General features: G+C 71.8%; 22 protein-coding genes. 9 read left to right on the top strand and 13 right to left on the bottom strand.

The annotated features are described in order from the left end of the window. Positions 1 to 157: 157 nt before the first annotated feature. The 4 genes from HFP48_RS21395 (at position 158) to HFP48_RS21380 (ending at position 6,871) form a co-directional block, all read left to right on the top strand. On the top strand, positions 158 to 2,422 hold the full coding sequence (locus HFP48_RS21395; protein WP_168579992.1) for an IniB N-terminal domain-containing protein: 2,265 nt from the start codon (positions 158 to 160) through the stop codon (positions 2,420 to 2,422). A gap of 118 nt (positions 2,423 to 2,540) precedes the next feature. Then, the gene (locus HFP48_RS21390) at positions 2,541 to 4,367 is read left to right on the top strand and encodes a dynamin family protein (protein WP_029545575.1); all 1,827 of its coding nucleotides are present in this window, start codon (positions 2,541 to 2,543) and stop codon (positions 4,365 to 4,367) included. Beyond that, positions 4,364 to 5,815 (top strand): dynamin family protein, encoded by a 1,452-nt coding sequence (locus HFP48_RS21385; RefSeq protein ID WP_006945111.1) that lies wholly within the window; start codon positions 4,364 to 4,366, stop codon positions 5,813 to 5,815. The genes HFP48_RS21390 and HFP48_RS21385 overlap by 4 nt, the downstream gene beginning before the upstream one ends. A gap of 153 nt (positions 5,816 to 5,968) precedes the next feature. Then, complete coding sequence (locus HFP48_RS21380) at positions 5,969 to 6,871, top strand: hypothetical protein (RefSeq protein ID WP_168579991.1); 903 nt, start codon at positions 5,969 to 5,971, stop codon at positions 6,869 to 6,871. Positions 6,872 to 6,943: 72 nt separating this feature from the next. Here the strand turns inward: HFP48_RS21380 and HFP48_RS21375 are convergent, their stop codons facing one another. Further along, the gene (locus HFP48_RS21375) at positions 6,944 to 7,441 is read right to left on the bottom strand and encodes a hypothetical protein (protein WP_168579990.1); all 498 of its coding nucleotides are present in this window, start codon (positions 7,439 to 7,441) and stop codon (positions 6,944 to 6,946) included. A 241-nt stretch (positions 7,442 to 7,682) separates the two neighbouring features. Between HFP48_RS21375 and dnaK the strand changes: the two genes are divergently transcribed. The 4 genes from dnaK to HFP48_RS21355 are packed head-to-tail and all read left to right on the top strand — an operon-like array spanning position 7,683 to position 11,778. Next, complete coding sequence (gene dnaK / locus HFP48_RS21370) at positions 7,683 to 9,527, top strand: molecular chaperone DnaK (protein WP_006945114.1); 1,845 nt, start codon at positions 7,683 to 7,685, stop codon at positions 9,525 to 9,527. Further along, the gene (grpE, locus tag HFP48_RS21365) at positions 9,524 to 10,159 is read left to right on the top strand and encodes a nucleotide exchange factor GrpE (protein WP_168579989.1); all 636 of its coding nucleotides are present in this window, start codon (positions 9,524 to 9,526) and stop codon (positions 10,157 to 10,159) included. The genes dnaK and grpE overlap by 4 nt, the downstream gene beginning before the upstream one ends. Before the next feature lie 33 nt (positions 10,160 to 10,192). Then, on the top strand, positions 10,193 to 11,371 hold the full coding sequence (gene dnaJ / locus HFP48_RS21360; protein ID WP_168579988.1) for a molecular chaperone DnaJ: 1,179 nt from the start codon (positions 10,193 to 10,195) through the stop codon (positions 11,369 to 11,371). Continuing rightward, entirely contained in the window at positions 11,371 to 11,778 is a 408-nt protein-coding gene (locus tag HFP48_RS21355; protein WP_006945118.1) for a helix-turn-helix domain-containing protein, read from the top strand. Before dnaJ ends, HFP48_RS21355 begins: the two co-directional genes overlap by 1 nt. Before the next feature lie 133 nt (positions 11,779 to 11,911). On the opposite strand, the gene HFP48_RS21350 is transcribed toward HFP48_RS21355, so the two are convergent. The 3 genes from HFP48_RS21350 to HFP48_RS21340 all read right to left on the bottom strand — a co-directional run bounded on the left by HFP48_RS21350 (position 11,912) and on the right by HFP48_RS21340 (position 14,021). Beyond that, positions 11,912 to 12,901, bottom strand: coding sequence for an LLM class flavin-dependent oxidoreductase (locus HFP48_RS21350; protein WP_168579987.1), 990 nt, complete (start codon positions 12,899 to 12,901; stop codon positions 11,912 to 11,914). A 101-nt stretch (positions 12,902 to 13,002) separates the two neighbouring features. Beyond that, the gene (locus HFP48_RS21345; protein WP_006945120.1) at positions 13,003 to 13,542 is read right to left on the bottom strand and encodes a flavin reductase family protein; all 540 of its coding nucleotides are present in this window, start codon (positions 13,540 to 13,542) and stop codon (positions 13,003 to 13,005) included. Positions 13,543 to 13,631: 89 nt separating this feature from the next. Then, a complete protein-coding gene (locus HFP48_RS21340) occupies positions 13,632 to 14,021 on the bottom strand; it encodes a nuclear transport factor 2 family protein (protein ID WP_043796674.1) in 390 nt (129 codons plus the stop codon). 293 nt (positions 14,022 to 14,314) lie between these two features. Between HFP48_RS21340 and HFP48_RS21335 the strand changes: the two genes are divergently transcribed. Continuing rightward, a complete protein-coding gene (locus HFP48_RS21335; RefSeq protein ID WP_168579986.1) occupies positions 14,315 to 16,030 on the top strand; it encodes a 3-ketosteroid-delta-1-dehydrogenase in 1,716 nt (571 codons plus the stop codon). Positions 16,031 to 16,043: 13 nt separating this feature from the next. On the opposite strand, the gene HFP48_RS21330 is transcribed toward HFP48_RS21335, so the two are convergent. From HFP48_RS21330 to HFP48_RS21290, 9 genes are all read right to left on the bottom strand, one after another. After that, a complete protein-coding gene (locus tag HFP48_RS21330; RefSeq protein ID WP_006945142.1) occupies positions 16,044 to 16,499 on the bottom strand; it encodes a hydrogenase maturation protease in 456 nt (151 codons plus the stop codon). After that, positions 16,496 to 17,788, bottom strand: a complete 1,293-nt coding sequence (locus HFP48_RS21325) for a Ni/Fe hydrogenase subunit alpha (RefSeq protein WP_006945144.1) — start codon at positions 17,786 to 17,788, stop codon at positions 16,496 to 16,498. Before HFP48_RS21325 ends, HFP48_RS21330 begins: the two co-directional genes overlap by 4 nt. Then, complete coding sequence (locus HFP48_RS21320) at positions 17,772 to 18,545, bottom strand: oxidoreductase (RefSeq protein ID WP_029545468.1); 774 nt, start codon at positions 18,543 to 18,545, stop codon at positions 17,772 to 17,774. The genes HFP48_RS21325 and HFP48_RS21320 overlap by 17 nt, the downstream gene beginning before the upstream one ends. Next, positions 18,545 to 19,405, bottom strand: coding sequence for an FAD/NAD(P)-binding protein (locus HFP48_RS21315; RefSeq protein ID WP_006945147.1), 861 nt, complete (start codon positions 19,403 to 19,405; stop codon positions 18,545 to 18,547). The genes HFP48_RS21320 and HFP48_RS21315 overlap by 1 nt, the downstream gene beginning before the upstream one ends. After that, on the bottom strand, positions 19,395 to 19,856 hold the full coding sequence (locus HFP48_RS21310; RefSeq protein ID WP_168579985.1) for a cyclic nucleotide-binding domain-containing protein: 462 nt from the start codon (positions 19,854 to 19,856) through the stop codon (positions 19,395 to 19,397). The genes HFP48_RS21315 and HFP48_RS21310 overlap by 11 nt, the downstream gene beginning before the upstream one ends. Then, positions 19,853 to 21,013 (bottom strand): 4Fe-4S dicluster domain-containing protein, encoded by a 1,161-nt coding sequence (locus HFP48_RS21305; RefSeq protein ID WP_006945151.1) that lies wholly within the window; start codon positions 21,011 to 21,013, stop codon positions 19,853 to 19,855. The genes HFP48_RS21310 and HFP48_RS21305 overlap by 4 nt, the downstream gene beginning before the upstream one ends. 121 nt (positions 21,014 to 21,134) lie before the next feature. Then, the gene (locus HFP48_RS21300) at positions 21,135 to 21,926 is read right to left on the bottom strand and encodes an FAD-binding oxidoreductase (RefSeq protein WP_168579984.1); all 792 of its coding nucleotides are present in this window, start codon (positions 21,924 to 21,926) and stop codon (positions 21,135 to 21,137) included. 219 nt (positions 21,927 to 22,145) lie between these two features. Next, positions 22,146 to 22,469 carry a YciI family protein gene (locus tag HFP48_RS21295; protein ID WP_168579983.1) on the bottom strand — a complete coding sequence of 108 codons (324 nt, stop codon included), beginning with the start codon at positions 22,467 to 22,469 and terminating at the stop codon, positions 22,146 to 22,148. 119 nt (positions 22,470 to 22,588) lie between these two features. Further along, positions 22,589 to 23,764: an Nramp family divalent metal transporter gene (locus tag HFP48_RS21290; RefSeq protein WP_043796689.1), complete on the bottom strand. Its 1,176-nt coding sequence runs from the start codon at positions 23,762 to 23,764 to the stop codon at positions 22,589 to 22,591. Positions 23,765 to 24,033: the final 269 nt, after the last annotated feature.

The following is a 24,033-nucleotide window of genomic DNA, read 5'->3' as shown; positions in this document are numbered from 1 at the left end:
ACCTTCGGCCCCGGCGCGGGGGCGATCCCCCTATCCGTCCCGATCCCCTAACCCCCGCCCCCGTACGGGCCCCGGACCGATGGGGGACTCCGCCCCCTTGGGCGGGGGACGGGCCGTTCGTAGCGTGAATCGCAGAACACCGACCTCAGGAGATGCGATGTCCACCAACGCTGTGCTCGACTTCATCCTCAGCCTGCTGCGCGACGAAGAGGCCCTCGCCCGCTACTGCGCGAACCCCGACGCCGCCCTGGCCCAGGCCGGTCTCGCCGACGTGTGCCACGCCGACATCGTCGCCGTCGCGCCCCTGGTCGCCGACAGCGGACTGTTCGCGGGGACGGCCGCCGAGCTGACCGCGGCGCTCGGTGGGGCGGCGGGTGCGGCCGGCGCGATCGGTGCCGGTGCGGCCGGTGGTCTCACCGGTGGCCTGGCCGGCGGCGCGGGCCTCGGTCTCGCCGGCGGCGCGGGGCTCGGCCTGGCGGGTGCCGTCGGCGGTGGCCTCGGCGGCGGTCTCGGCCTCGACACCGACTTCGCGGCCGAGCTGGCCGCCGATCTCGCCGGCACGCTGGGCGCGGCCCTGGAACTCGGCGGCGATCTCGGTGCCGCGCTCGGTGCGGCGTTCGGAGCGGCCCTCGGCGCGGGTGGCGCGCTCGGCGGCATCGGTTCCGGCGCGCTCGACCTGGCGGGCGACCTGGACCTGGGCGCGGCGCTCTCCGGCGCCCTCGCCGGCGGCCTCGGGCTCGACGCCGCGACCGGCGTCGTCGCGGACCTCGGTGCAGCGCTCGACGCGGCGCTCGGCGCGACGGCCGGGACCGCCCTGGACCTGTCGGGTGCGCTCGAGGCCGCCTTCGGCGTCGGCGGTGAGCTCGGCGGCCAGCTCGGTGGGGCCCTGGGCGGTCTGCTCGACACCGCGCTCGCCGCGGGCGGCGGCTTCTCCACCGCGGTCGAGGCGGCCCTCGCCGGTGGCGCGGACCTCGCGACGGCCGTCGGCGCGACCCTCGGCGGCACGCTGGGCCTGGGCACCGACCTCGCCGGACAGCTCGGCGGCGCCCTCGAATCCGTGCTCGAGGTCGGTACCGGGCTCGCCGGTGGCCTGGACCTCGGCGGTGGCCTCGACGCCCTCACCGGCGTGACCGCGGGACTCGGAGCCTCCCTGTCCGCGCTGCTCGAGGCGGGCGGCTCCGTCGCCGGTGATCTCGGTGGCACCCTCGGCGCCGTACTCGAGGGCAGTGCCGACGGCGGGCTGGTCGGCGGCATCGACCTCGGCGCCCTCCTCGGCGGCGACGCCTCCGGCGGCGTGGACCTCGGCACCGCGGTCGGCGGCCTCCTCGGCGGCGCGCTCGGTCTCGAGAACTCCGCGACCCTGGAGCTCGGCAACGCCCTCAACGTCGCGCTCGACCTGTCGACGACCGTCGAATCGAGCGCCGACGGCACCCTCTCCGCGGTGCTCGGCTCCGCGTTCTCCGTCGGCGGGGAAGCCGGCGCGAACCTCGGTTCCGCGCTGGGTGGGGTGTTCGAGGCCGGCCTCGGCGGAACGCTCGACTCCACCGTGGACCTGAGCTCCCAGCTGGCCACCACCCTCGGCGGCGGTCTCGGCGCCGACGCGGACCTGACCGGCCAGCTCGGCTACGCCCTCGACGGCGCGCTCGACCTCGGCGGGCAGCTCGCCGGCGGCGGCGAGGCGGTCGGCGGCCTCACCGGCGACGTGTCCGGGGGACTGGATACCGTCGCTGACCTCGGCGCCGGACTCGGCAGCGGCCTGAGCGGTGGGTTGACGGGCGGGCTCGACGGGGCAGCGGACCTGGGCGGGGACCTGGCCGGTGGATTGACCGGCGGGCTCGACGGGGCAGCGGACCTGGGTGGCGGGCTGGCCGGTGGACTGTCGGGCGAGCTCGACGGGGCAGCGGACCTGGGCGGGGACCTGGCCGGTGGATTGACCGGCGGGCTCGGGAGCGCCGCGGATCTCGGGGCGGACCTCGGCGGCGGCCTGACCGGTGGCCTGGAGGGTGCCGCGGACCTCGGCGGCGAGCTGACCGGTGGCCTGGCGGGCGGCCTGGGCAGCGCGACCGACCTGGGCGGCAGCCTGAGCGGCGGCCTCGACGGCGCCGCGGGCGGCGCGTCGCAGGTCGGCGGCGCCGTCACGGGCGGGCTCGAGGGAGCCACGGACGCCGGCGGTGCGCTCGGTACGGGCCTCGGCGGCGCGGCCGAGGGCACCTCGCAGCTCGGTGGCCAGCTCTCGGGAGCCCTCGACGGCACGACGGACGCGTGGTCGTCCATCGACGCCGGCGACGTCTTCGGCAGCGCGGGCGGCACCGGTGGCCTGTTCGGTTCCGCCGACACCGGTGCCGACGCCGATCTGCACGGCGGGATCGACGCCGGCGCCGGTGTCGGCACCGATTCCGACTTCGACACCTTCCTCGGCTGACCCACCGCACGGACCCGGCGCCGGCCCCGCGTGCACCACGCGGGGCCGGCGTTCGTCGCGGAGGACATAATCTCGGTGCAGCCCGCACTCCGACAGAAGGCGAGTCGAAGCGATCACCATGCACACGTCGTCCGCAGATGCCGCCGCTCGCCGCGCGGCCCTCGTCGAACTGATCGACGCGGCCGCCGAACACATCCGCGCCGCCGAGCGCGGTGACCTCGCCGCCAGGCTCGAGGCGGCGCGCACTCGCGTCGTCGACCCCCGGCTGCGGGTCGTCGTCGTCGGCCAGCTCAAACAGGGCAAGAGCCAGTTCGTGAACTCGCTCCTCAACCTCGAGGTGTGCTCGGTCGGCGACGACGAGACCACCGCGGTGCCCACCGTCGTGCAGAACGCCGACCGCACCTTCGCCGAACTCGTGCTCGCCGAGCCCGGCCGCGATCCCGTCCGGGTGGACCTGCCCATCGACGAGTTGCAGCACGTCACGCCCGGCACGCCGCGCGCGGGCGGCCGGGAAGTGCTGCGGCTCGAGGTGAACGTGCCGAGCCCGCTGCTCGCCGACGGTCTCGTCCTCGTCGACACCCCCGGTGTCGGCGGGCACGGAAACCCGCACGCCGCAGCAACATTGGGTCTGCTTCCGGCGGCCGACGCGGTGTTCGTCGTCTCCGACGCCAGCCAGGAGTTCACCGAGCCGGAGCTGAGCTTCCTGCGGCAGGTGCTGCAGCTGTGCCCGGCCGCAGCGGTGCTGATCACCAAGACGGACCTGTACCCGCACTGGCGCGAGATCGTCGCCGCCGACCGCGGGCACCTGCAGCGCGCCGGCCTCGACGTGCCCCTGCTGCCCGTCTCGTCGCTGCTGCGCAGTCACGCCCTGCGCCTCGACGACGCGTCGCTGCACGAGGAGTCGGGCTTCGAATCGGTGTACGGGTTCCTCCGTGAGCGGGTCGTCGCGCGCGGCGCCGACGCCGCCCGGCGGTCCGTCGCGCTGGACGTGAAGTCGGTCGTCGAACACGTCGCGCTCGGCCTGGGCAGCGAGCTCGCGGCGCTGCGCGACCCCGAGACCGGTGCGGCGGCCGTCGCAGAACTGCAGCGCGCCAAGACCGCCGCGGAGGCGCTGCGCACCCGGGCCGCCCAGTGGCAGCAGACCCTGGCCGACGGCATCGCCGACCTCGCCGCCGACATCGACCACGACCTGCGGGACCGGCTGCGCCGGGTCACCCGCGAGGCGGAGGCCACCGTCGACGAATGCGACCCCGGTGAGGAATGGCCGCGGATCGGGGAATGGCTGGGCGAGCAGGTCGCCGAATCCGTGGGCGACAACTTCGTGTGGGCCCACGAACGTTCGGTGTGGCTCGCGGAGGTCGTCGCCCGGCACTTCGCCGACAGCGGTGCGGTGGACCTGCCGGATCTGCGCCTCGGCGACCTCGAGGGGCTGCTCGAGCCCGTCTCCCGGCTCTCGGACCTCGAGTCGGGCCGCATCGGCGTCGGCCAGAAGATGCTCGTGGGAATGAAGGGCTCCTACGGCGGCGTGCTCATGTTCGGGCTCATCACCACGCTCATGGGAATGGCGCTGGTCAACCCGATCTCCGTCGGGGCGGGAGTTGTGCTCGGCACCAAGGCCTATCGCGACGACAAGCAGGCGCGCATCGCCAAGCGCCGCGCCGACGCCAAGGTCGCCGTCCGCAAGTTCACCGACGACGTCGGCTTCCAGGTGGGCAAGGAGTCGAAGGACCGGCTCCGGCTGATCCAGCGCCAGCTGCGCGACCACTTCACCGAGCTGGCCGAGCAGACGCTGCGGTCGCTGTCCGAGTCGCTGCGCGCCGCGCAGGAGGCCGCGACGGTCGAGGAGGCGCAGCGGCAGCGCCGCATCGCCGAACTCGAGACGCACGTGCGTGCGCTGACGACCCTCCGCGAGCGGGCCGCGCAGCTGGCCGGGGCCGGCGCGTGAGCGTCGAGCAGGCCCGCGAGCTCGTCGCCCACGCGCGTGCCCGGTACGGCGGCGACCCGCGCGCCGCCGAGCAGCTCGCGCTGTGTGCGGCGCGGCTCGAGCAGCCGCTGCGCGTCGCGCTCGCCGGCTCTCTCAAGGCCGGCAAGTCGACGCTGCTCAACGCCCTGGTCGGGCAGGACATCGCCCCCACCGACGCCACCGAGTGCACGCGCGTCGTCACGTGGTACCGCAGCGGCTCGACCCCCTCGGTCACCGCCCGCTACGACGGCGACCGGATCCTCCCGGTGCCGGTGCAGCGCCGCGACGGCCGGCTCACCTTCGACCTCGGCGAGCTGACCGCGGACCGGGTGGACCGCATCGACGTCGAGTGGCCCGCCAGTGCGCTCGCCCAGACCACGATCATCGACACTCCGGGCACGTCGTCGCTGTCACAGGACGTCTCGGCCCGGACGTTCGAGCTGCTGACCCCCGACGACGAAGCGTCCGGCGCCGACGCCGTCGTCTACCTGATGCGCACCCTCGGTGCCGCCGACGTGCAGTTCCTCGGCCGGATCGGCCAGCACGTGGGCGGCGAGTCCGGTCCGCTCGGCGTGATCGGCGTGGTCTCCCGCGCCGACGAGGTCGGCGCCGGCCGCATGGACGCGATGATGTCCGCCAAGGAGGTCGCGGCCCGGTTCGCGGGCGAGCTCGAGCGCACCGGACTGTGCCAGGCCGTCGTGCCGGTCGCGGGGCTGCTCGCGCTGGGCGCGCGGACGTTGCGGCAGAGCGAGTTCGCCGCGTTCGAGGCGCTCGCGCAGGTGCCGTCGCAGGATCTTCAGGTGGCGATGCTGTCGGCGGATCGGTTCGCGCGCCCCGACATCGCGCTGCCTGTCGATCCGGGGACGCGGGCGCACCTGGTCGACCGGTTCGGCCTGTTCGGGATCCGCATGGCCGTCACGCTGATCCATCTCGGGGTACGGGACTCGCCGACGCTGGCCGCGGAACTGGTGGCGCGCAGCGGGCTCGACGAACTGCGTCAGGTGATCGACGTGCAGTTCGGCCAGCGCGCCGATCAGCTCAAGGCGCATTCGGCGCTGATGTCGCTCGAACGGGTCCTGCGCGCCCACCGCGACGGCCCGCTGCTCGCCTCGGTGCAGCGGCTGCTCGCCGACGTCCACGGCTTCACCGAGCTGCGCCTGCTCGGCCGCCTGCGCTCGACCCGGGTCGCGCTGAGCGAGAACGACCTGCTCGAACTGCAGCGGCTGATCGGCGGTTTCGGTATCGGCCCTGCCCAGCGGCTGGGTCTCGGGCCGGACGCGACCGCCGCGGAGATCCACGCCGCCGGCGTCGCCGCCGTCCGCACCTGGCGTGCCCGCGCCGAGCATCCCCTGCTCGACCGGTTCACCGCGAACGCGTGCAGCGTGGCGGCGCGCAGCGGGGAAGGCATCCTCGCCGACGTCGCAGGCTGACAGGTCTCGGACTTCGACAACGGTCGCGACGGTTGTCGAAGTCCGAGACGCATGTGGACACATTTGTCCACAGTCGGAGCACTCATCCACAGATTCGCGGTTGCGGGTTCCGTGTCGCCTCGACCGGGCCGGATCGATCTCAGACTCGACGCCATGGTCGATCCGATCCTCCGCTCCGCCGCCCTCGCCTCCGGGACCACGGAGGCAGAACTTCGCCAGGCGCTGCGCACGGGCGAACTCCAGCGCATCGCTCCCGGTGCCTACCTTTCCCGCACCGTCCTTGAAACGCTCGACGCGACCGAGCTGCACCGTGCCCGGATTCGCGCCGTCCGGTGTGCGCTCGGATCGAGAGCCGCGATCAGCCATGTTTCGGCGGCGATCGTCCACGGGTTCGACGTCTGGGACGCCGACCTTTCCCGGGTCCACCTCACGCACAACCGTCCCACGGGTGCGCGTCGCACCACGCATCTGCACTCGCACGCGGCACTGTTGGCCGTCGATGACGTCGAGATCGTCGACGGTGTGCCCGTCACCTCCGCAGCCCGGACCGTCGTCGACCTCGCACGTACCCTGCCGCCCGAGCAGGCGGTGGTGATCGGGGATTCGGCGATGCGTATGCACCCGGCACTCGACCTCCGGGCCGCGCTCGACGCGGCCGGGAGCAGGGCGGGAATCGCCGCGGCGCGCCGGATCGCCGGTCTCCTCGACGGGCGTAGCGAGAGCCCTGGCGAGTCGCTCAGCCGCCTGCGGATGCGTGAGGCAGGTACCCGCCCGCCGGAACTGCAGCACGAGCTGCGCACGCCCGCGGGCCTTTTCGTCGCCCGGGTCGACTTCTTCTGGGAGGACCCCGGCATCGTCGGCGAGTTCGACGGCATGGGCAAGTACGGAAGCGGGGCACCGGGTGTGGCCGCCGACGTAGTACGGCGGGAGAAGCTGCGGGAGGATGCGATCCGGGAGCTGGGTCTCGAAGTGGTGCGCTGGACGTGGGCCGAACTGTTCCGGTTCGACGTCGTGCTGGAGCGGCTGGCTCGGGCTGCCGAACGTGCCCGACGGTAGACACAACTCCCGGACATCGACAGCGGTTGCGACGGTGGTCGATGTCCGACAGCTGTGTGGCTGGCTCCGGCGTCAGCGACGCCGGGCCGCGACGGCGCCGACGACGGTGAGCCCGGCCCAGAGCAGGGGAGCCCACAGCAGGACGCCGGCGGTGGCGTCGCCGGCGTCGGCGAGGACGCTGCGGGCGGCGACGGCCGTGACGACGGTGGCGGCGGAGACGACGGCGAGCGCGAGGGGTGCCCGGGGGTGGCCGCGGCGCAGGAGTTCGAGGAAGACGACGGCGAGCAGGACGAGGAGCAGGCCGGCGGCGGCGAAACCGGCGAGGGTGAGGGCGACGGTGTCGGCGATGCTCTCGGCGGTGGTGCCGGGGTTGGCGCTGCGCAGCGAGTGCTCGAGGGCGTCCCGGACGGGTTCGCGGTCGAGGAGGACGGCGCCGAGCAGTCCGGCGAAGACGACGAACGACAGGACCCAGGCCGAGACCGCGGCGCCGACGGGCGGTGCGGGGGAGGCGGTGGGGTGCAGCGGGGTGACGGAGAACTCCGGGCGGGGTGGCTGCGGGCGCGTGCTCACCCCGGGATCGTAGCCTCCCGCAATTCTTGTGATCCGAGTCACAAAGGGAACACCGCGGGGCGGTCTGCCGTTGGAGGAAGCAGACAACTTGAGCGTCACAGGCTCAACTTTGACTTGACTCGGGATTCCGGGCGGGTGCAAGCTTGAGTCGACTGCGCTCAGCTGAGCCGATCCGGCTCAGGTTGTGCAAGGACACCTATGCGGCACACCGGTGTGCCGCAGCGAAGAATGGAGAAACACTATGGCTCGTGCGGTCGGTATCGACCTCGGAACCACCAACTCCGTCGTTTCCGTTCTGGAGGGCGGCGAGCCCGTAGTGGTCGCCAACTCCGAGGGATCGCGCACCACCCCGTCGGTCGTCGCCTTCGCCAAGAACGGCGAGGTGCTGGTCGGCCAGCCCGCCAAGAACCAGGCGGTCACCAACGTCGACCGCACCATCCGCTCGGTCAAGCGTCACATCGGCACCGACTGGACCGTGGAGATCGACGGCAAGAAGTACACCTCGCAGGAGATCAGCGCGCGCACGCTCATGAAGCTGAAGCGGGACGCGGAGGCCTACCTCGGTGAGGAGATCACCGACGCCGTCATCACCGTCCCCGCCTACTTCGAGGACGCACAGCGGCAGGCCACCAAGGAGGCCGGGCAGATCGCCGGCCTGAACGTGCTGCGCATCGTCAACGAGCCGACTGCCGCGGCGCTGGCCTACGGCCTGGACAAGGGCGAGAAGGAACAGACCATCCTGGTCTTCGACCTCGGTGGCGGCACCTTCGACGTGTCCCTGCTCGAGATCGGCGACGGCGTCGTCGAGGTCCGCGCGACCTCCGGCGACAACCACCTCGGTGGCGACGACTGGGATCAGCGCGTCGTCGACTGGCTGGTCGAGAAGTTCAAGGCACAGCACGGCGTCGACCTGACCAAGGACAAGATGGCCCTGCAGCGTCTGCGCGAGGCCGCGGAGAAGGCGAAGATCGAGCTGTCGAGCTCGCAGTCGACGTCCATCAACCTGCCGTACATCACGGTCGACGCGGACAAGAACCCGCTGTTCCTCGACGAGCAGCTCTCGCGCAGCGAGTTCCAGAAGATCACCTCGGATCTGCTCGACCGCACCCGCGCGCCGTTCCAGCAGGTCATCAAGGACGCCGGCATCTCCGTCAAGGACATCGACCACGTCGTCCTGGTCGGCGGCTCGACCCGCATGCCCGCCGTGACCGACCTGGTGCGCGAGCTGACCGGTGGCCGTGAGCCCAACAAGGGCGTGAACCCGGACGAGGTCGTCGCCGTCGGCGCCGCCCTGCAGGCCGGCGTCCTCAAGGGCGAGGTCAAGGACGTGCTGCTGCTCGACGTCACCCCGCTGTCCCTCGGCATCGAGACCAAGGGTGGCGTGATGACCAAGCTCATCGAGCGCAACACCACCATCCCGACGAAGCGCTCCGAGACCTTCACCACGGCTGACGACAACCAGCCGTCGGTGCAGATCCAGGTCTTCCAGGGTGAGCGTGAGATCGCGGCGCACAACAAGCTGCTCGGCTCGTTCGAGCTCGGTGGCATCGCCCCGGCTCCGCGCGGCGTCCCGCAGATCGAGGTGACCTTCGACATCGACGCCAACGGCATCGTGCACGTCACCGCGAAGGACAAGGGCACCGGCAAGGAGAACACGATCAAGATCCAGGAGGGCTCCGGCCTCTCCAAGGAGGAGATCGACCGGATGATCAAGGACGCCGAGGCGCACGCCGAGGAGGACCGCAAGCGTCGCGAGGAGGCCGAGGTCCGCAACCAGGCCGAGTCGCTCGTGCACCAGACCGAGAAGTTCCTCCAGGAGAACGGGGACAAGGTCGCCGCCGACGCCAAGAGCAAGGTCGAGGCCGCGATCAAGGAGACCAAGGACGCCCTCGCCGGCACGGACATCGCCGCGGTGAAGACCGCCGTCGAGAAGCTCGCGACGGAGTCGCAGGCCCTCGGCCAGTCCCTGTACGAGTCGCAGGCCGCCGACGCGGGTGCTGCCGCCGGTGACGGCGCGGCTGCCGGCTCGGACAACGTCGTCGACGCCGAGGTCGTCGACGAGCCGACCGACTCGGAGAAGAAGTGACGGCGGAGAAGCCCGAGCAGGAGCCGGTGACCGTCACCGACAAGCGTCGGATCGACCCCGACACCTTCGAGGTTCGCGACCCGGAGACCGGGTCGCAGCCCGTCGGCGGTGCGGACACCGAGGCTCCGGCTGCGGGAGAACACGAGGAGGCCGCGCTCGCGGCCGAACCGTCGCCCGAGTCGGCTCAGCTGGCCGAGCGCACGGCGGACCTGCAGCGCCTCACCGCGGAGTACGCCAACTACCGGCGTCGCGTGGAGCGCGAGCGGGTGGTCACGACCGAGGCGGCCAAGGCCTCGGTGGTCACCCAGCTGCTCGACGTCGTGGACGACCTCGACCGGGCCCGCGCCCACGGCGACCTCGAGCAGGGGCCGCTGAAGTCGGTGGCGGACAAGCTGAACGGCGTCCTGTCGGGCCTGGGGCTCCAGCCCTTCGGCGACGAGGGCGACGCCTTCGACCCGGAGATCCACGAGGCCGTGCACATGGAGGGCGACGGCGCGAACCCGGTGCTCGACACGGTGCTGCGCAAGGGATACCGGCTCGGTGAGCGGATCCTGCGGCACGCGATGGTGACCGTGACGGACGCGGGCGCCGCACCGGCGGAAAAGCCGGCCTCCGGTGCGGACAACGAGTAAGTACAGGGAAACAGCGAGAGGAGGAGACGCCCGGTGAGCCAGAGGGAGTGGATCGAGAAGGACTTCTACAAGGAGCTGGGTGTCTCCTCCGACGCGTCGGCCGACGACATCAAGAAGGCCTACCGCAAGCTGGCGCGGGATCTGCATCCCGACGCCAACCCCGGCGACACCCGGACGGAGGAGCGCTTCAAGGCGGTCAGCGAGGCGTACGCCGTGCTGTCCGATCCGGCCAGGCGCAAGGAGTACGACGAGACCCGGCAGATGTTCGCCTCCGGCGGCTTCGGCGGCGGGTTCCGTCCCGGCGCCGGCAGCGGCGGGTTCTCCGGCGGCACCACCACCTTCGATCTCGGTGACCTGTTCGGTGGCGGCGGCGGGGCCGGTGACGCCGGTCTCGGCGACCTGTTCGGCGGCCTGTTCAACCGGACCGGCGGCGGTGACGCGCGCACCACGTCGCGGCCCCGGCGCGGGTCCGACGTGGACGCCGAGACCACGCTCGACTTCCGCGACGCGGCCCTCGGCGTCACCGTCCCGCTGCGGCTGACCAGCCCGGCGCCGTGCACCACCTGCCACGGCAGTGGCGCCCGACCCGGCACCAGCCCGCGGGTGTGCCCGCGCTGCAACGGAAGTGGCATCGTCTCGCGCAACCAGGGTGCGTTCGGGTTCTCCGAGCCGTGCGACGACTGCCGGGGCACCGGGTCGATCATCGACGAGCCCTGCACGGACTGTCGCGGCAGTGGCATCCAGAACCGCACCCGCACCATCACGGTGCGGATCCCACCCGGGGTCCGGGACGGCCAGCGCATCCGGCTGGCCGGTCAGGGCGAGGCGGGACTGCGCGGCGCCCCGCCCGGCGACCTGTTCGTCACCGTGCACGTGCGCGCCGACAGGGTGTTCGGCCGCGACGGCGACGACCTGACGCTGGTGCTGCCGGTCAGCTACGGCGAGCTGGTGCTCGGCACCACCGTCTCGGTCCCCACCCTGGAGGGCCGGGTCGGGTTGAAGATCCCGGCCGGGACGGCCGACGGGCGCGTGCTGCGGGTACGCGGGCGCGGCGTCCCCAAGCGCGGGGGCGGCGCCGGCGACCTGCTGGTGACCGTCAAGGTGGCCGTGCCCCAGAACCTCGACGACCAGGCGATCGACGCACTGCGGATCTACATGCACGCGGAGCAGGCGAGCGGCTTCGATCCGCGGGCGGGCTGGGCAGGTGCATGATGAGCGAGAACCGCAACCGGCACGATTCGCCGATGGACCCGGACGCCCGGGTCTATGTGATCTCGGTGGCGGCGGAACTGGCCGGCATGCACGCGCAGACGCTGCGCAACTACGACCGGCTCGGCCTCGTCACCCCGCACCGCACGCGGGGCGGCGGGCGCCGCTACTCCCCGCGCGACGTCGCGCTGCTGCGTGAGGTGCAGCGCCTGTCGCAGGACGAGGGCGTGAACCTCGCGGGCATCAAGCGGATCATCGAGCTGACCAATCAGGTCGAGGCCCTGCAGCAGCGGCTGTCCGAGATGGCAGCCGAGATCGCGCAACTGCACGCGTCGCGCCGCGCGCTGGTGCCGGTGCCGCGCAGCAACGCGCTGGTGGTCTGGAAGCCGAAGCACCAGCGCGACAGGTAGGTGCTCGGCCCCTCCGGCCTCGGTCACCCAATACCGTTGTGGCCGAATGTCACATCGCGTCGATCAGATCGACACGATGTGACATTCGGCCGTTCAGGGCGGTCACGGGCGGTCACGGGCGGTCACGGGCCGTTCAGGCCGGGACGAGCCCGCTGACGTCGGCGAGCAGTTCGAGCGAACGCAGCCACGCCTTGCGCCCGGGCGCCGACGACACCACGATCAGCTCATCGGCCTGCGCGCGCTCGGTGAAGCGGTCGAGGTAGGCACGCGCCTCGGCCGGGGTGCCGACGGCGGTGTACCGCAGCATCTGCAGCACCTGCTGCCCGGCGGGGGCGTCGAGCAGCATCTCGACCTCGTCGTCGGTGAAGGTGCGGCCGCGGCCGAGCATCTGCCGGATGCGCTGTCGCTTGGTGGCCTCGAACAGTGCATTCGCCTCGTCGGTGGTGTCCGCGGCGATCACGCCGACGCCTGCGATGACGTACGGCTCGGCGAGCTGCTCGGACGGCTGGAACTCGCGCCGGTACAGCGCGACGGCGTCCTCGAGCGCCTGCGGCGCGAAGTGCGACGCGAACGCGTACGGAAGGCCGAGCAGCGCGGCGAGTTTCGCCCCGAACAGCGACGAGCCGAGGATGTACAGCGGCACGTCGGTGCCCTTGCCGGGGACGGCGTCGACGCCCGGAATGCGCGACGTGCCGCGCAGGTAGCCCTGCAGCTCGAGCACGTCCTGCGGGAAGCTGTCGGCCGACGCCGGGTCGCGGCGCAGCGCCCGCAGGGTGTTCTGGTCGCTGCCGGGGGCGCGGCCGAGACCGAGGTCGATGCGGCCGGGATGCAGCGTCTCGAGGGTGCCGAACTGCTCGGCGATGGTCAGCGGCGAGTGGTTGGGCAGCATGATGCCCCCGGCGCCGAGCCGGATCGTGGACGTGTGGGCGGCGACGTGCGCGATCAGCACGCTGGTGGCCGACGAGGCGATGGTCGGCATGTTGTGGTGTTCGGCGTACCAGATGCGGCGGTAGCCCCACCGCTCGGCGCGCTGCGCCATGTCCACGCTCGCGGCGAAGCTGTCGCGCGCGGTTTCGCCGCGGCCGATGTGAGCCAGGTCGAGAATCGATAGTGGTGTGGTCACCTGGATCCTTCGCGTGTCCGGGGCCCGGGTTCGGGATCCGGGCACACGATCGGTCCAACCACACCGGCCGGTCCACTATTCCGTGACGTGCGCCTCGCCGCTCACCGCACCGGGTTCACGTCGGTGGCGGTGCGGGGATCGAGGAGCGTCTCGCCCGCATACCTGCCGAAGCCGCCGCGGTAGAACAACAGCGGTCCGTCGTCGTGCAGCGCGGTCAGCCCCGTCACACGCGCGACGACGATGGTGTGGTCGCCGGCGTCGTGCTCGGCCTCGACGGTGGCCTCGATGCGGGCCAGCGCGCCCGCGATGGCGGGCGCGCCGTTGTCGCCGCGCGTCCAGTCCACGCCGGTGAACTTGTCGCCGCCGCTGACGGCGAACGCCATGCACGTGTCGCGCTGGTGGTGGGCCAGGACGTTGATCGCGAGGGTGCCGATCTCACGGATCTTCGGCCAGGTCCGCGACGTGCGGGCGGGGCAGAACGACACGAGCGGCGGATCCAGGGACACCGACGCGAACGACTGGCACGCGAAACCCAGCGGTTCGCGGCCGTCGTGGCCGGTCACGACAGTGACGCCGGTGCAGAAGTTGCCCAGCACGTCGCGCATCGTCCGGGGATCGAGCACCGTGTGTTCCGCGCTCATAAGGTTCCTCTCGCCGTTCGGTATCTCTCCAGTGTCCGTCATTCCGGCGGCGGGTTGCGACCGGCGTCCGGCGGACCGTTCCGGGGCTTTCAGCGCTGCCGCATGTCCGACGGCGCCCAGTAGGCGCGCATGCTCGTGATCCGGGCCTGGTCGTCGAAGGTCATCACGTCGATCGGCTCGACCTCGTGCACCCGGCCCCCGGTCTCGGTGACGACCCGGAAGTGGAACGCCGCGCACGACCCGGTCACCCGCAGCGCCAGCAGTTCGGTCGCGCGCCGGGAGCCCTCGAGTGCGCGGTAGAACTCGGCGATCGCCGCCCGTCCGGTCCTCGGCGCGGAGCCGACCGGGTCCTCGAGGGTGGCGTCCTCCGCATACAGCGCAGCGATGTCGGCGCCGCTGCCGTCGGCGACGGCCGCCAGATACTCGACGACGGTGGCGCGGATACGTTCGGCGTGCGTGACGGTGCCGGACGTGGTCATGGCTGCTCCTGTGGGTCGACGGTTCGTCGCGAGACGAGTCGACGCTAGCGGCACCGTGGACCCGGTCGGGGTCGTCGTCCCACGTATCGGGAGGTTGCGAGATCGCGTTTGCGCGCGCTGCGGTGAGCTGGTGGCGAACGCGCCCACGGACGCCGGTCTGCGTCCCGGTGGCCGGGAACCCGCCCGCCGGCGTGGTGGAACTGTCCTAGCGTCGTCGGGCATGCGTGCAGTGGGTCGTCTCGGGTCCGAGGCGCGACCCGACCAGGCAGCGACGATGTGAAGGAGAATTCGAAATGGCGACGAGTCCCGCACCGGCCGTGACCCCCGCCCACGACACCACCGTGGATCTGCTGGTGATCGGGTCCGGCACCGGTATGGCCGCCGCGCTCACCGCGCGCGAGCTCGGCCTGTCGGCGCTGATCGTGGAAAAGACCCGGTACGTGGGTGGCTCCACGGCCCGCTCGGGAGGCGCGTTCTGGGTGCCCGCCAACCCGGTGCTGCGCGAGGCCGGTTCGGGCGACACCCCCGAGCGGGGCCACACCTACGTGCGGTCGGTGGTCGACGGCTCGGCGCCGGCCGAGCGCGGCGAGGCGTTCGTCGATCACGGCGCCGCGACCGTCGAGATGCTCCGGCGCACCACGCCGATGAAGTTCTTCTGGGCCAAGGGCTACGCCGACTACCACCCGGAGCAGCCGGGCGGCGCCGCCGTCGGACGTACCTGTGAGTGCCGGCCGTTCGACACGTCGGTGCTCGGCGACGAGCGCGGCCGGTTGCGCCCCGGTCTGATGGAGGCGGGGCTGCCGATGCCCACCACCGGTGCCGACTACAAGTGGCTGAACCTCATGATGCGGGTCCCCCTCAAGGGATTCCCGCGCATCTTCCGGCGGCTGGCGCAGGGTGTGGGCGGCCTCGCGCTCGGCCGGCAGTACGTCGCCGGCGGGCAGGCGATCGCCGCGGGCCTGTTCGCGGGGGTGCTGCGGGCCGGGATCCCCGTCTGGACCGAGACGTCGCTGGTGCGGCTGGTCACCGAGGGCGCGCGGGTGACCGGTGCCGTCCTCGAACAGAACGGCCGTGAGGTGACCGTGACCGCCCGTCGCGGTGTGGTCCTCGCGGCCGGCGGGTTCGACCACGACATGGCCATGCGACGGAAGTTCCAGTCCGACAGGCTCGCCGACAACGAAAGCCTCGGCGCCGAAGGCAACACCGGCGACGCGATCAAGGTCGCCCAGGAGGTGGGCGCCGGCCTCGACCTGATGGACCAGGCATGGTGGTTCCCCGCCGTCGCGCCGACGGCCCCGGGCAAGCCGCCGCTGGTGATGCTGGCGGAACGGTCCCTGCCGGGGTCGTTCATCGTGGACCACACGGGCCGCCGGTTCACCAACGAGTCCTCGGACTACATGTCGTTCGGTCAGGTCGTCCTCGAGCGCGAGCGGGCCGGCGACCCGGTCGAATCGATGTGGATCGTCTTCGACCAGAAGTACCGCAACAGTTACCTGTTCGCGGCGGGGCTGTTCCCGCGCCAGCCCATCCCGGGCTCCTGGTACAAGGCAGGCATCGCGCACCGGGCCACGGATCCGGTCGAGCTGGCGCGCTCGATGGGGATACCCGAGGACGCGTTCGCCGAGACCTTCCGCCGGTTCAACGACGACGCCGCGTCGGGAACGGACTCCGAATTCGGTCGTGGGGGAAGCGCATACGACCGCTACTACGGCGATCCGACGGTCGAGCCGAACCCGAACCTGCGGCCGCTGACCGAAGGGCCGCTCTACGCGGTGAAGATGACGCTGAGCGACCTCGGCACGTGCGGTGGCGTGAAGGCCGACGAGCGGGCGCGGGTGCTGCGCGAGGACGGCAGTGTGATCGACGGTCTCTATGCGATCGGCAACACCGCCGCGAACGCGTTCGGCAACACGTACCCGGGTGCGGGGGCGACGATCGGTCAGGGCCTGGTGTTCGGGTACATCGCCGCGCAGGACGCCGCGAAGGCAGCCGTTCCCGCGAACGGATGACCCGGTAGCGGCGTTACCGCTCGCATTCGTCGATCACTGCCCGCACCACGGCGGGCAGTGCCGCGGCGGTGGCGGGCGACAGGCCGACGCCGTAACCGACCTCCGTCACCTCGAGGGTGTAGACCACGACCCGACCCGGGTCGACGCCCAGGATCCGGCTCAGCGCCCACGCCTCGGCGGGACCGAGGCTGTGCGAGCCGGCGTGCCGCGAGCGGCGGGCGAGACTCGCCTCCCCGATCTCGTGACGCCGGATCGCGCCGGGCGGACCGGTGCCGACGGTGGCGTCGACGACGACCGCCAACCGCGTCCCGGCCCACGCGTCCAGCATCGCCGTCGGCTCGCCGTCGGAGATCAGGACCCGCCATCCGGGCCGGGACCGGCCGACCTCCCGGGCCGCCGCGGGCCCGACGCCGTCGTCGCGGCGGTACTCGTTGCCGACGCCGATCACCACGAAGTTCGTCGCGATCACCCGCGGTCGATCGTGAGGTCGAGGAAGTGTGTGGCACACGAGATGCACGGGTCGTAGTTGCGGATCACCCGTTCGCACAGCGACGTCAGATCGGCATCGGACAGCTCCAGGTGGCCGGCGATCAGCGTGCGCAGATCGTGTTCGACGGCAGCCTGGTTCTGGGAGGTCGGGGGGACGATCACGGCCGAGCGGATCAGTCCGTCGTCGCCGAGCTCGTAACGGTGGTACAGCAGTCCCCGCGGTGCCTCGCTGACACCGTGCCCGGTCGCGGCGCGGGCGGCGACCTCGGTGCCGGGCCGGCCCGGACGCTCGTACCCGGCGATCAGGCGGAGCGCCTCCTCCACCGCATAGACGGTTTCGACGGCGCGAACAACGATGCTGCGAAACGGGTTACGGCACTGCGTCCCCAGTCCCGCCGCGTGTGCCGACTGTCGTGCGGTCTCCGACAGCTGCGCGGAGTTCAGGGTGTATCGGGCCAGGGGTCCGGTCAGGTACCGGCGCCCGTCGAGCCGCGCGTACAGGGCCGTCGAGTGCGGGACCTGGTGTTCGACCACATGGTCCGGGAACTGTGCTGCGGCGAAGGAGGATCCGGTCGACGACCGGATCTGCCCGTCCTCGATGGCGTAGCGGTCCGGCCGGTGCAGGGCGAGCAGGTCGTGATCGAGATCGACATCGGGAAAGTCGAACCCGGCCACCCAGCGGACCGTGTCGAGCGCGTCGTCGAGGGCGCGGCGCAGCCGCTCGGCGAGCGGGGCGAGTTCCGTTCGGCTCGGTGCGCGATAGAAGCCGCCGATCCGCACGTTGACCGGGTGGATGGGCCGTCCGCCGACCTGCTCGAGGATCGCGTTGCCGGCCTTCTTCAGGGCCAGCCCGCGTTCGAGCGCGCTCCGATGACGCTCGGCGAGGGCGATCGCGTCGGGAAGGCCGAGGAAGTCGGGGGCGTGCAGGAAGTAGATGTGCAGCACGTGGCTGGCGATCCACTCGCCGCAGTAGAGCAGGCGGCGCAGGTTCAGCACCGGCTCGTCGAGCTCGACCCCGCAGGCCTGCTCCAGCGCATTGCAGGCGCTGACCTGGTAGGCGACGGGGCAGATCCCGCAGATCCGGGAGGTGATGTCCGGAGGCTCGCGGAAATCCCTTCCCCGCAGGAACGACTCGAAGAACCGGGGCGGCTCGTAGATGTTCAGCTCCGCGCGCTGCACCCGCCCGTCGCGCACCGACACGTTCAGTCTGCCCTCGCCCTCGACGCGGGCGAGAGCACGGACCGTCAGCTCTCTACGGCTCCCGCTCACGGCGGTGCCTCTCGGCGAGCACGGGGGCGCCGACGTTGAACGTCGCGAAGGCGCGGTCGATGTCGTCGTCGCTCATGCCGCACGTGCGCAGCCACCCGGCCAGCGACGCGATGTTGGGGTCGGTCGTCGGCCCGAAACAGCCGTAGCAGCCGCGCGACTGCGCCGGGCACAGGGCGCCGCAGCCGGAGTGGGTCACCGGGCCGAGGCAGGGCGTGCCGTCGGCGACCATCACGCAGGTCAATCCCCGGCGCTTGCACTCGGTGCACACACTGGTGTTCGGGATGTTCGGCCGGCGGCCGGCCAGGAACGCGGTGATCACCTCGAGCAACTGGCGCCGGTCGATCGGGCAACCGCGCAACTCGAAGTCGACCGGCACGTGCGCCGCGATCGCCGTCGACGTCGCGAGGGTCTCGATGTACTCCGGGTGGGCGTAGACCATCGAGGTGAACTCGGCGACGTCGGCGAAGTTGCGCAACGCCTGGATGCCGCCGGCGGTTGCGCACGCGCCGATCGTGACGAGGGTCCGGGACCGCTCCCGGACCCGGTGGATGCGCGCGACGTCCGCGGCGGTGGTGATCGAGCCCTCGACCAGCGACAGGTCGTACGGACCGTCGTCGACGGCGCTCGACAGTTCGAGGAAATGGGCGATCTGCACCGCCCCCGACAGCGCGAGCAGTTCGTCCTCGCAGTCCAGCACGGACAGCTGACATCCGTCGCACGACGCGAACTTCCACACCGCGAGCTTCGGCCTGTCCATCACAGCTCCCGTACGTGCAGCAGCGGTCCGGCCACCGCGTAATCCAGCACCGGGCCGTCCCGGCAGAGCAGGATCTCGCCGAGCTGGCAGTGCCCGCACAGCCCGATCCCGCACTGCATGTTCCGTTCCAGCGAGACCCGGATATCCGGGGGCCGTATCCCCTTGCCCAGCAGCACCCGGGCCGAGAACCGCATCATCGCCTCCGGCCCGCACAGCAGGGCCGTCGTCCGCGCGGGATCGAGGTCGAGCCGGCTCAGCGGCTCCGTGACGAATCCGACGGACCCGGACCAGCCCTGGACCGGCTGGTCGATCGTCAGCCGGACCTCCACGCCGCCGTCGGCCCAGTCCTGTAGCTCGCGCCGATACAGGATCTCGGCCGGCCGGCGCGCTCCGACCACGAGCACGACGCGCCGGAAGTCGCCGCGCGCGGCCACCGCGCCGAGAACGGCGGCCCGCACCGCGGCCAACCCCACCCCGCCGGCGACGATCACCAGGTCCCGGCCGGTGCACGACTCGAGGTCCCAGCCCACCCCGAACGGGCCGCGCACGCCGACGATCGCGCCGGGCTCGGCGTCGTGCAGGGCCCGGCTCACCGCACCCACCTTCCGCACGGTGTGGACCAGCTCCCCGGTCGTGTCGGTGGGATCCCCGCTGACCGAGAGCGCGATCTCGCCGACCCCGGGGGCGTAGAGCATCATGAACTGCCCGGGCCGGAACCGCGGTCGCGGCGCCCCCAGCGGGGCCAGCGACAGCGTCACCGCATCGGCGGTCTCGACGGTCCGCGAGCGAACCCGGTGGGCGCTGGGCAGCATCGGCGCGCCCGGCGCCGCTGCGGTGTCGTGCGCGAGGTCACCGAACATCGGGACCCGCATACAGGTCCAGCAGTCGCGCCCGGGTGGCCTGCAACCGCTCCAGGAGGGCCCCGAACAGGGCCCGCATCACCGTGTATCCGAACTCGGCGTCGGCCTCGCTCAGCGCCTGCAGTCCCGCGGCGTCCACCTCCAGAGCCGAGGTCGCAGCGGCCGCGACGGCCCCGTAATGCCAGCGGTAGGGCGGCGTCAGCCACGACCATCCCAGGACGTCACCGTCGACGAACGTGTCGAGGGTGACCTGGCCGCGGCCGGGCACCACCGTGTACAGATCCACCCGGCCCTCCTGGAGCAGCCAGCAACTGCGCGCCTCCCCGCCCTCGTGGAAGACGTGCTCCCCGGCGGCGAAGCGGACCGGGTGGGCGAGCGCGGCGATCCGATCCCGCGCCTCCGGGCCCAGCCCCGCCAGAGCCCGGATGCCGTCGAGCGGTGGGGTCGTCATCGGTGCCCGTCCGGTTCGTCGTCGTGGGTGGCGAGCGCGCCGGTGAGGCGGGCCGCCTCCGCGGTGATGTCGATGCCGACCGGGCACCAGTCGATGCAGCGGCCGCAGCCGACACATCCCGAGCTGCCGAACTGGTCGTGCCAGGTGCCGAGCTTGTGCGAGATCCACTGCCGGTACCGGCTCCGGCCGGACGCCCGGACGTCACCGCCGTGGATGTAGGAGAAGTCCGGTTCGAAACAGGACGCCCAGTGCTGCCACCTGCCGGCGTGCCCGTCGGCGAGGTCGGTGACGTCCTCCGTCGACGTACAGAAGCAGGTGGGGCACACCATCGTGCAGTTTCCGCACGTCAGGCAGCGATCGGCGACATCCTCCCAGACGTCCGCCTCGCGGGCGTCGCGGAGCATCGCCCGCAGGTCGACCTCGGGCATGCTCCGTCCCATCCGGTCGCCGGCCGCCGCCACCGCGTTGCGGGCCCCGGTGGTCTCGTCCGCGGTGGCGTCGCGGTGGGGGAGCAGGTCCAGGATGCGGGCGCCCTCGTCGGTCCCGACGTCCACGAGAAAACGGTGTCCCTGCTCGTCGACGCGTTCGGTCAGGCCCAGGTCGTACCCCGGGCCCGCGGCGGGACCGGTGGCCATCGAGGCGCAGAAGCAGACCTCGCCGGGTTCGGTGCAGTTGACCGCGACGACGAACAGCCCGCGGAACCGTCGCGCGGTGGCCCCGTCGGGATGGGCGCCGCGGGTCAGCACCGTGCCCAGGATGCCGATCGCGGCCAAGTCGCAGCCGCGGACGCCGAGGAACGCGTACCGGGTCTCGTCCGCGGGTGGGGGCCGGTAACTGCCGTCCGGCGCGGTCGACCACAGTTGCTGTCGTGCGGGGTGCAGGAACTGCTTCCACGACTGCGGACCCGCGGAATGGCCGAACACGGCGGTGTCGTCGCGTCGCCGGAGCCGATACCGCCCGGGTGCGGTCGACACGCCCCACCCGTCGGGCAGCTCTCGTCCCGACCCGAGCTCGTCGAGCACGATGGCGTCGTCGCGGACGGTGGGGCCGACGACGCGATATCCCTCGGCCTGCAGCACCTCGATCAGCCGGTCGAGGTGGGCGCGGGACAGGATTGCCGGCGTCGGGGGGTCGGCGTGCGAATCCGCAATACCCATGGCAGCTCCCGTGATTCGAACGGTCACGACCCGGCGCAGCCCTCACTCGTCGCGCTGGTGGCCCCCTCGAGTATCGTCGCGGGCGTACCGCCCGGTCAACCGGCCGGCCGTCGCGGCCCGGTCAGTACGGGTCGAACCGGACGTTCTCGGCGGGGGTCCCGGTCTCGACGAGCGTGTGCAGGGTCGCGCGGACCATCGCCGCGGACCCGCACACGAGCACCTGGTGGTCGCCGAACGCCCCGTAGGAGGTGACCACCTCGTCGAGGCTGCCCTCGAGCAGCTCGTCGGGGTGGAACCCGGGATCGCCGACGTGGGCGACGATGCGGTCGTACCACTCGTCGGGGATCCCGGGGTCGTCGACCGACTCGACCACCGGCACCACGGTCAGCCACGGCAGCGTCTCGGCGAGCAGGATCAGCATGTCGGCGGCGTACAGGTCGCGGGGCGTGCGGCCGCCGACGAACAGGAAGGTCTGGGGCGGGTCCGGCCGGCGCGCGACGTCGAGGATCAGCGCCCTCAGCGGGGCCAGGCCGGTGCCGCCGGCCACCATGATCACGATGCGGCCGGAGTCGTCGACGTGCAGGTTGCCGCCCTGCGGCGCGCCGATCGTCCACACGTCGCCGGGCCGGGTGGCGGTGACGATGCTGCCGCTGACCCAGCCGCCGGGGACGGTACGGACGTGGAACTCGAGCTTGCCGTCGAGCGACGGGGGCAGTGCGGGGGAGAGGCGGCGCGGCAGCCGGGGGTGCTGCGGCACGGTGACGTCGACGTACTGCCCGGGCGCGAACGGCACCATCGCGTCGTCGCATTCGAGGCGTACCACCGCGACGTCGTGGCGGAGCCGGTGGTGCTCGACGACGGTCGCCGACCACACCGTGTCGGTGGTGTGCAGGGTCTGTCCGGCCGGCTGCATGGTGTGACTCCCGGTGCTCGAGCGTGAAGGTGGCCCCACTCTAGGGACCGCTCCAACGCGGCTTGCACGCGCCCACCGCGACCTCGCCACAGACGATCAGCGACTCGTGCGTCCAGCGCGAGCAGCTGCTGCGCCAACTGTGGGGGATCGAGTGTTTCGGTCACGATCGTGAGTTCTCGCGAAACAAGCTCGGCGCGTCGGCCGAAGCCGGATCGGCCGTTATCCCGGGAGTCCCTGACGTGCTGGAGGACGCGCGTCGAATGCGGGAAGGCGGCCGAGGACGGGAGTCCATTCGTCGATTCGGTAGTGGGGAACGAGGCCGTGGACGACAAAGGGATCGTGGGTCAAGAGGGAGTCGACGGTGTCGACGGTGTCCGACTCGAGGAGGATGAGGGCGCCGGAGTCGTCGGCGTAGGGGCCGCAGGCAATGACGGTGCCGCGGTCGACCAAGGCGGCGAGCCATGTTCGGTGTGCGGCTCGATAGGTGTCCCGGCCGGCGGCGGTCTCGGCGGTGTAGGTGTAGTCGACGACGAAGAGCGGCATGTTCTCGGGTTCCTTGTCGGGCCGGAGGTGGTGGCGAGTGGTTTTCGTGTGGCAAGCAGTGGGGCGGACACCGAGTCCCGGTGTCCGCCACACTGCCTGCCATGTGTGCGTGAAGTGCTTCAGCTGAGCAGTTCGTAGAGCAGCAGCGCGGAGAGCGACAGGATGGCGACGAGGCCGGCCGCGGCGATGGCGTTCTTCCACCAGGTGTTGCGCAGGGTGCCCATCAGATCGCGGTTGTTGCTCATCACCAGCAGCAGAACGCCCAGGAGAGGCGCAATGAGAACTGTCAGGGCTTGGGCAACGATGATGAGTTGGACCGGGGACTTGGTGAACAGCAGCGTGATGGCCAGGCCGAAGGTGAGGATTGCCGCACTGGTGAGTTTTGCTGTCGGGGTGCTGGGCGAGGGGCCCTTGTCCAGGGCGTCGGAGAGCATAGTGCCGCCGGCGGTGGCGTTGGCGACCATCGAGGAGAACGCGGCGCCGGACAGGCCGAGGGCGAAGATGGTGGATCCGACGGGGCCGGCGATGGGTTCGAAGACTTTGGCCAGGCCGGTGAGGGTGGTGGCTTCGGTGCCGGTACGGCCGAGGACTGCGGCGGCGACGATGATGACGAGGCAGGTCATGATGCCAGGTGCCACGATGCCGGGGATGGTGTCGGCGATGGTGGTCCGCCGGTAGTCGGCGGCGGAGCGCTCGCGTTCGTGGGTGCCGTAGGCGGTGAAGAAGGCAGCGTTGAGGGAAAAGTTGGTGCCGACGAGGGCGACGATGAGTAGTTGTCCGCCGGCAGGGATGGTGGGGACGGCGCCGCTGAGGGCCTGATACCAGTCCGGCTCGGCGATGACGGCGCTGAGGACGAACGTCGCCGCCATCAGGGCGACGATCACCAGCAGCACCCGTTCGACGGTGCGATAGACGTTGCGGAACAGCAGGATCAGCCCGACGAAGGCTGTGCAGATCGCCGACCACAGCAGTGGGGAGCCCCCGAAGACCATGGACAGCCCGAGGCCGGACCCGACGGCATTGCCGACGGAGAAACACAAGGTAATAAGGAAGACGCCCGCACCGGCCGCCACGCCGACACGACGGCCCAGGACGTCCTTGACCGAGCTGATCATCGATACCGGGGTGCGGATACCGAGGCGCACGCTCATGTCGGCATAGACGAGCATGAAGGTCGTCGACAGTGCGATGACCCAGATCAGGGAGTAGCTGTATGCGCTGCCGGCCTGTACGGCGCTGGCGAGGTTGCCGGGGCCGAACTGCCATGCTCCCGCGATGAATGCCGGTCCGGCCATTGCCAGGGTGCGAACCCAGCTCCGTCGGGGTCGGGGCCGGCTCTGTTGCGGTGAGGGGCTGCCCGCGACCACTGGTTCGCCTCCGGGGGCCTCGGTGGAGAGAGAAGTGTGCTGACTCATCGACGAGCCTACTTTCTGGTGCTCGAACCGCGGGCGAACGGCTGCGTGGACGACGAGGAGGTCGTGCGGGCGCTGACGGTTCGACGGGAAGGTGACCACGGATGCACGAGTGTGGTGCCGGTGGCATGTGGTGGAGGTCGGCCGGCCCG

It is taken from the genome of Rhodococcus sp. DMU1 (assembly GCF_012272955.1).
Classification (GTDB): Bacteria; Actinomycetota; Actinomycetes; order Mycobacteriales; family Mycobacteriaceae; genus Rhodococcus; species Rhodococcus aetherivorans.
Note: the sequence above shows the minus strand (reverse complement) of the source record. Positions and strands in the feature narration are given on the sequence as shown.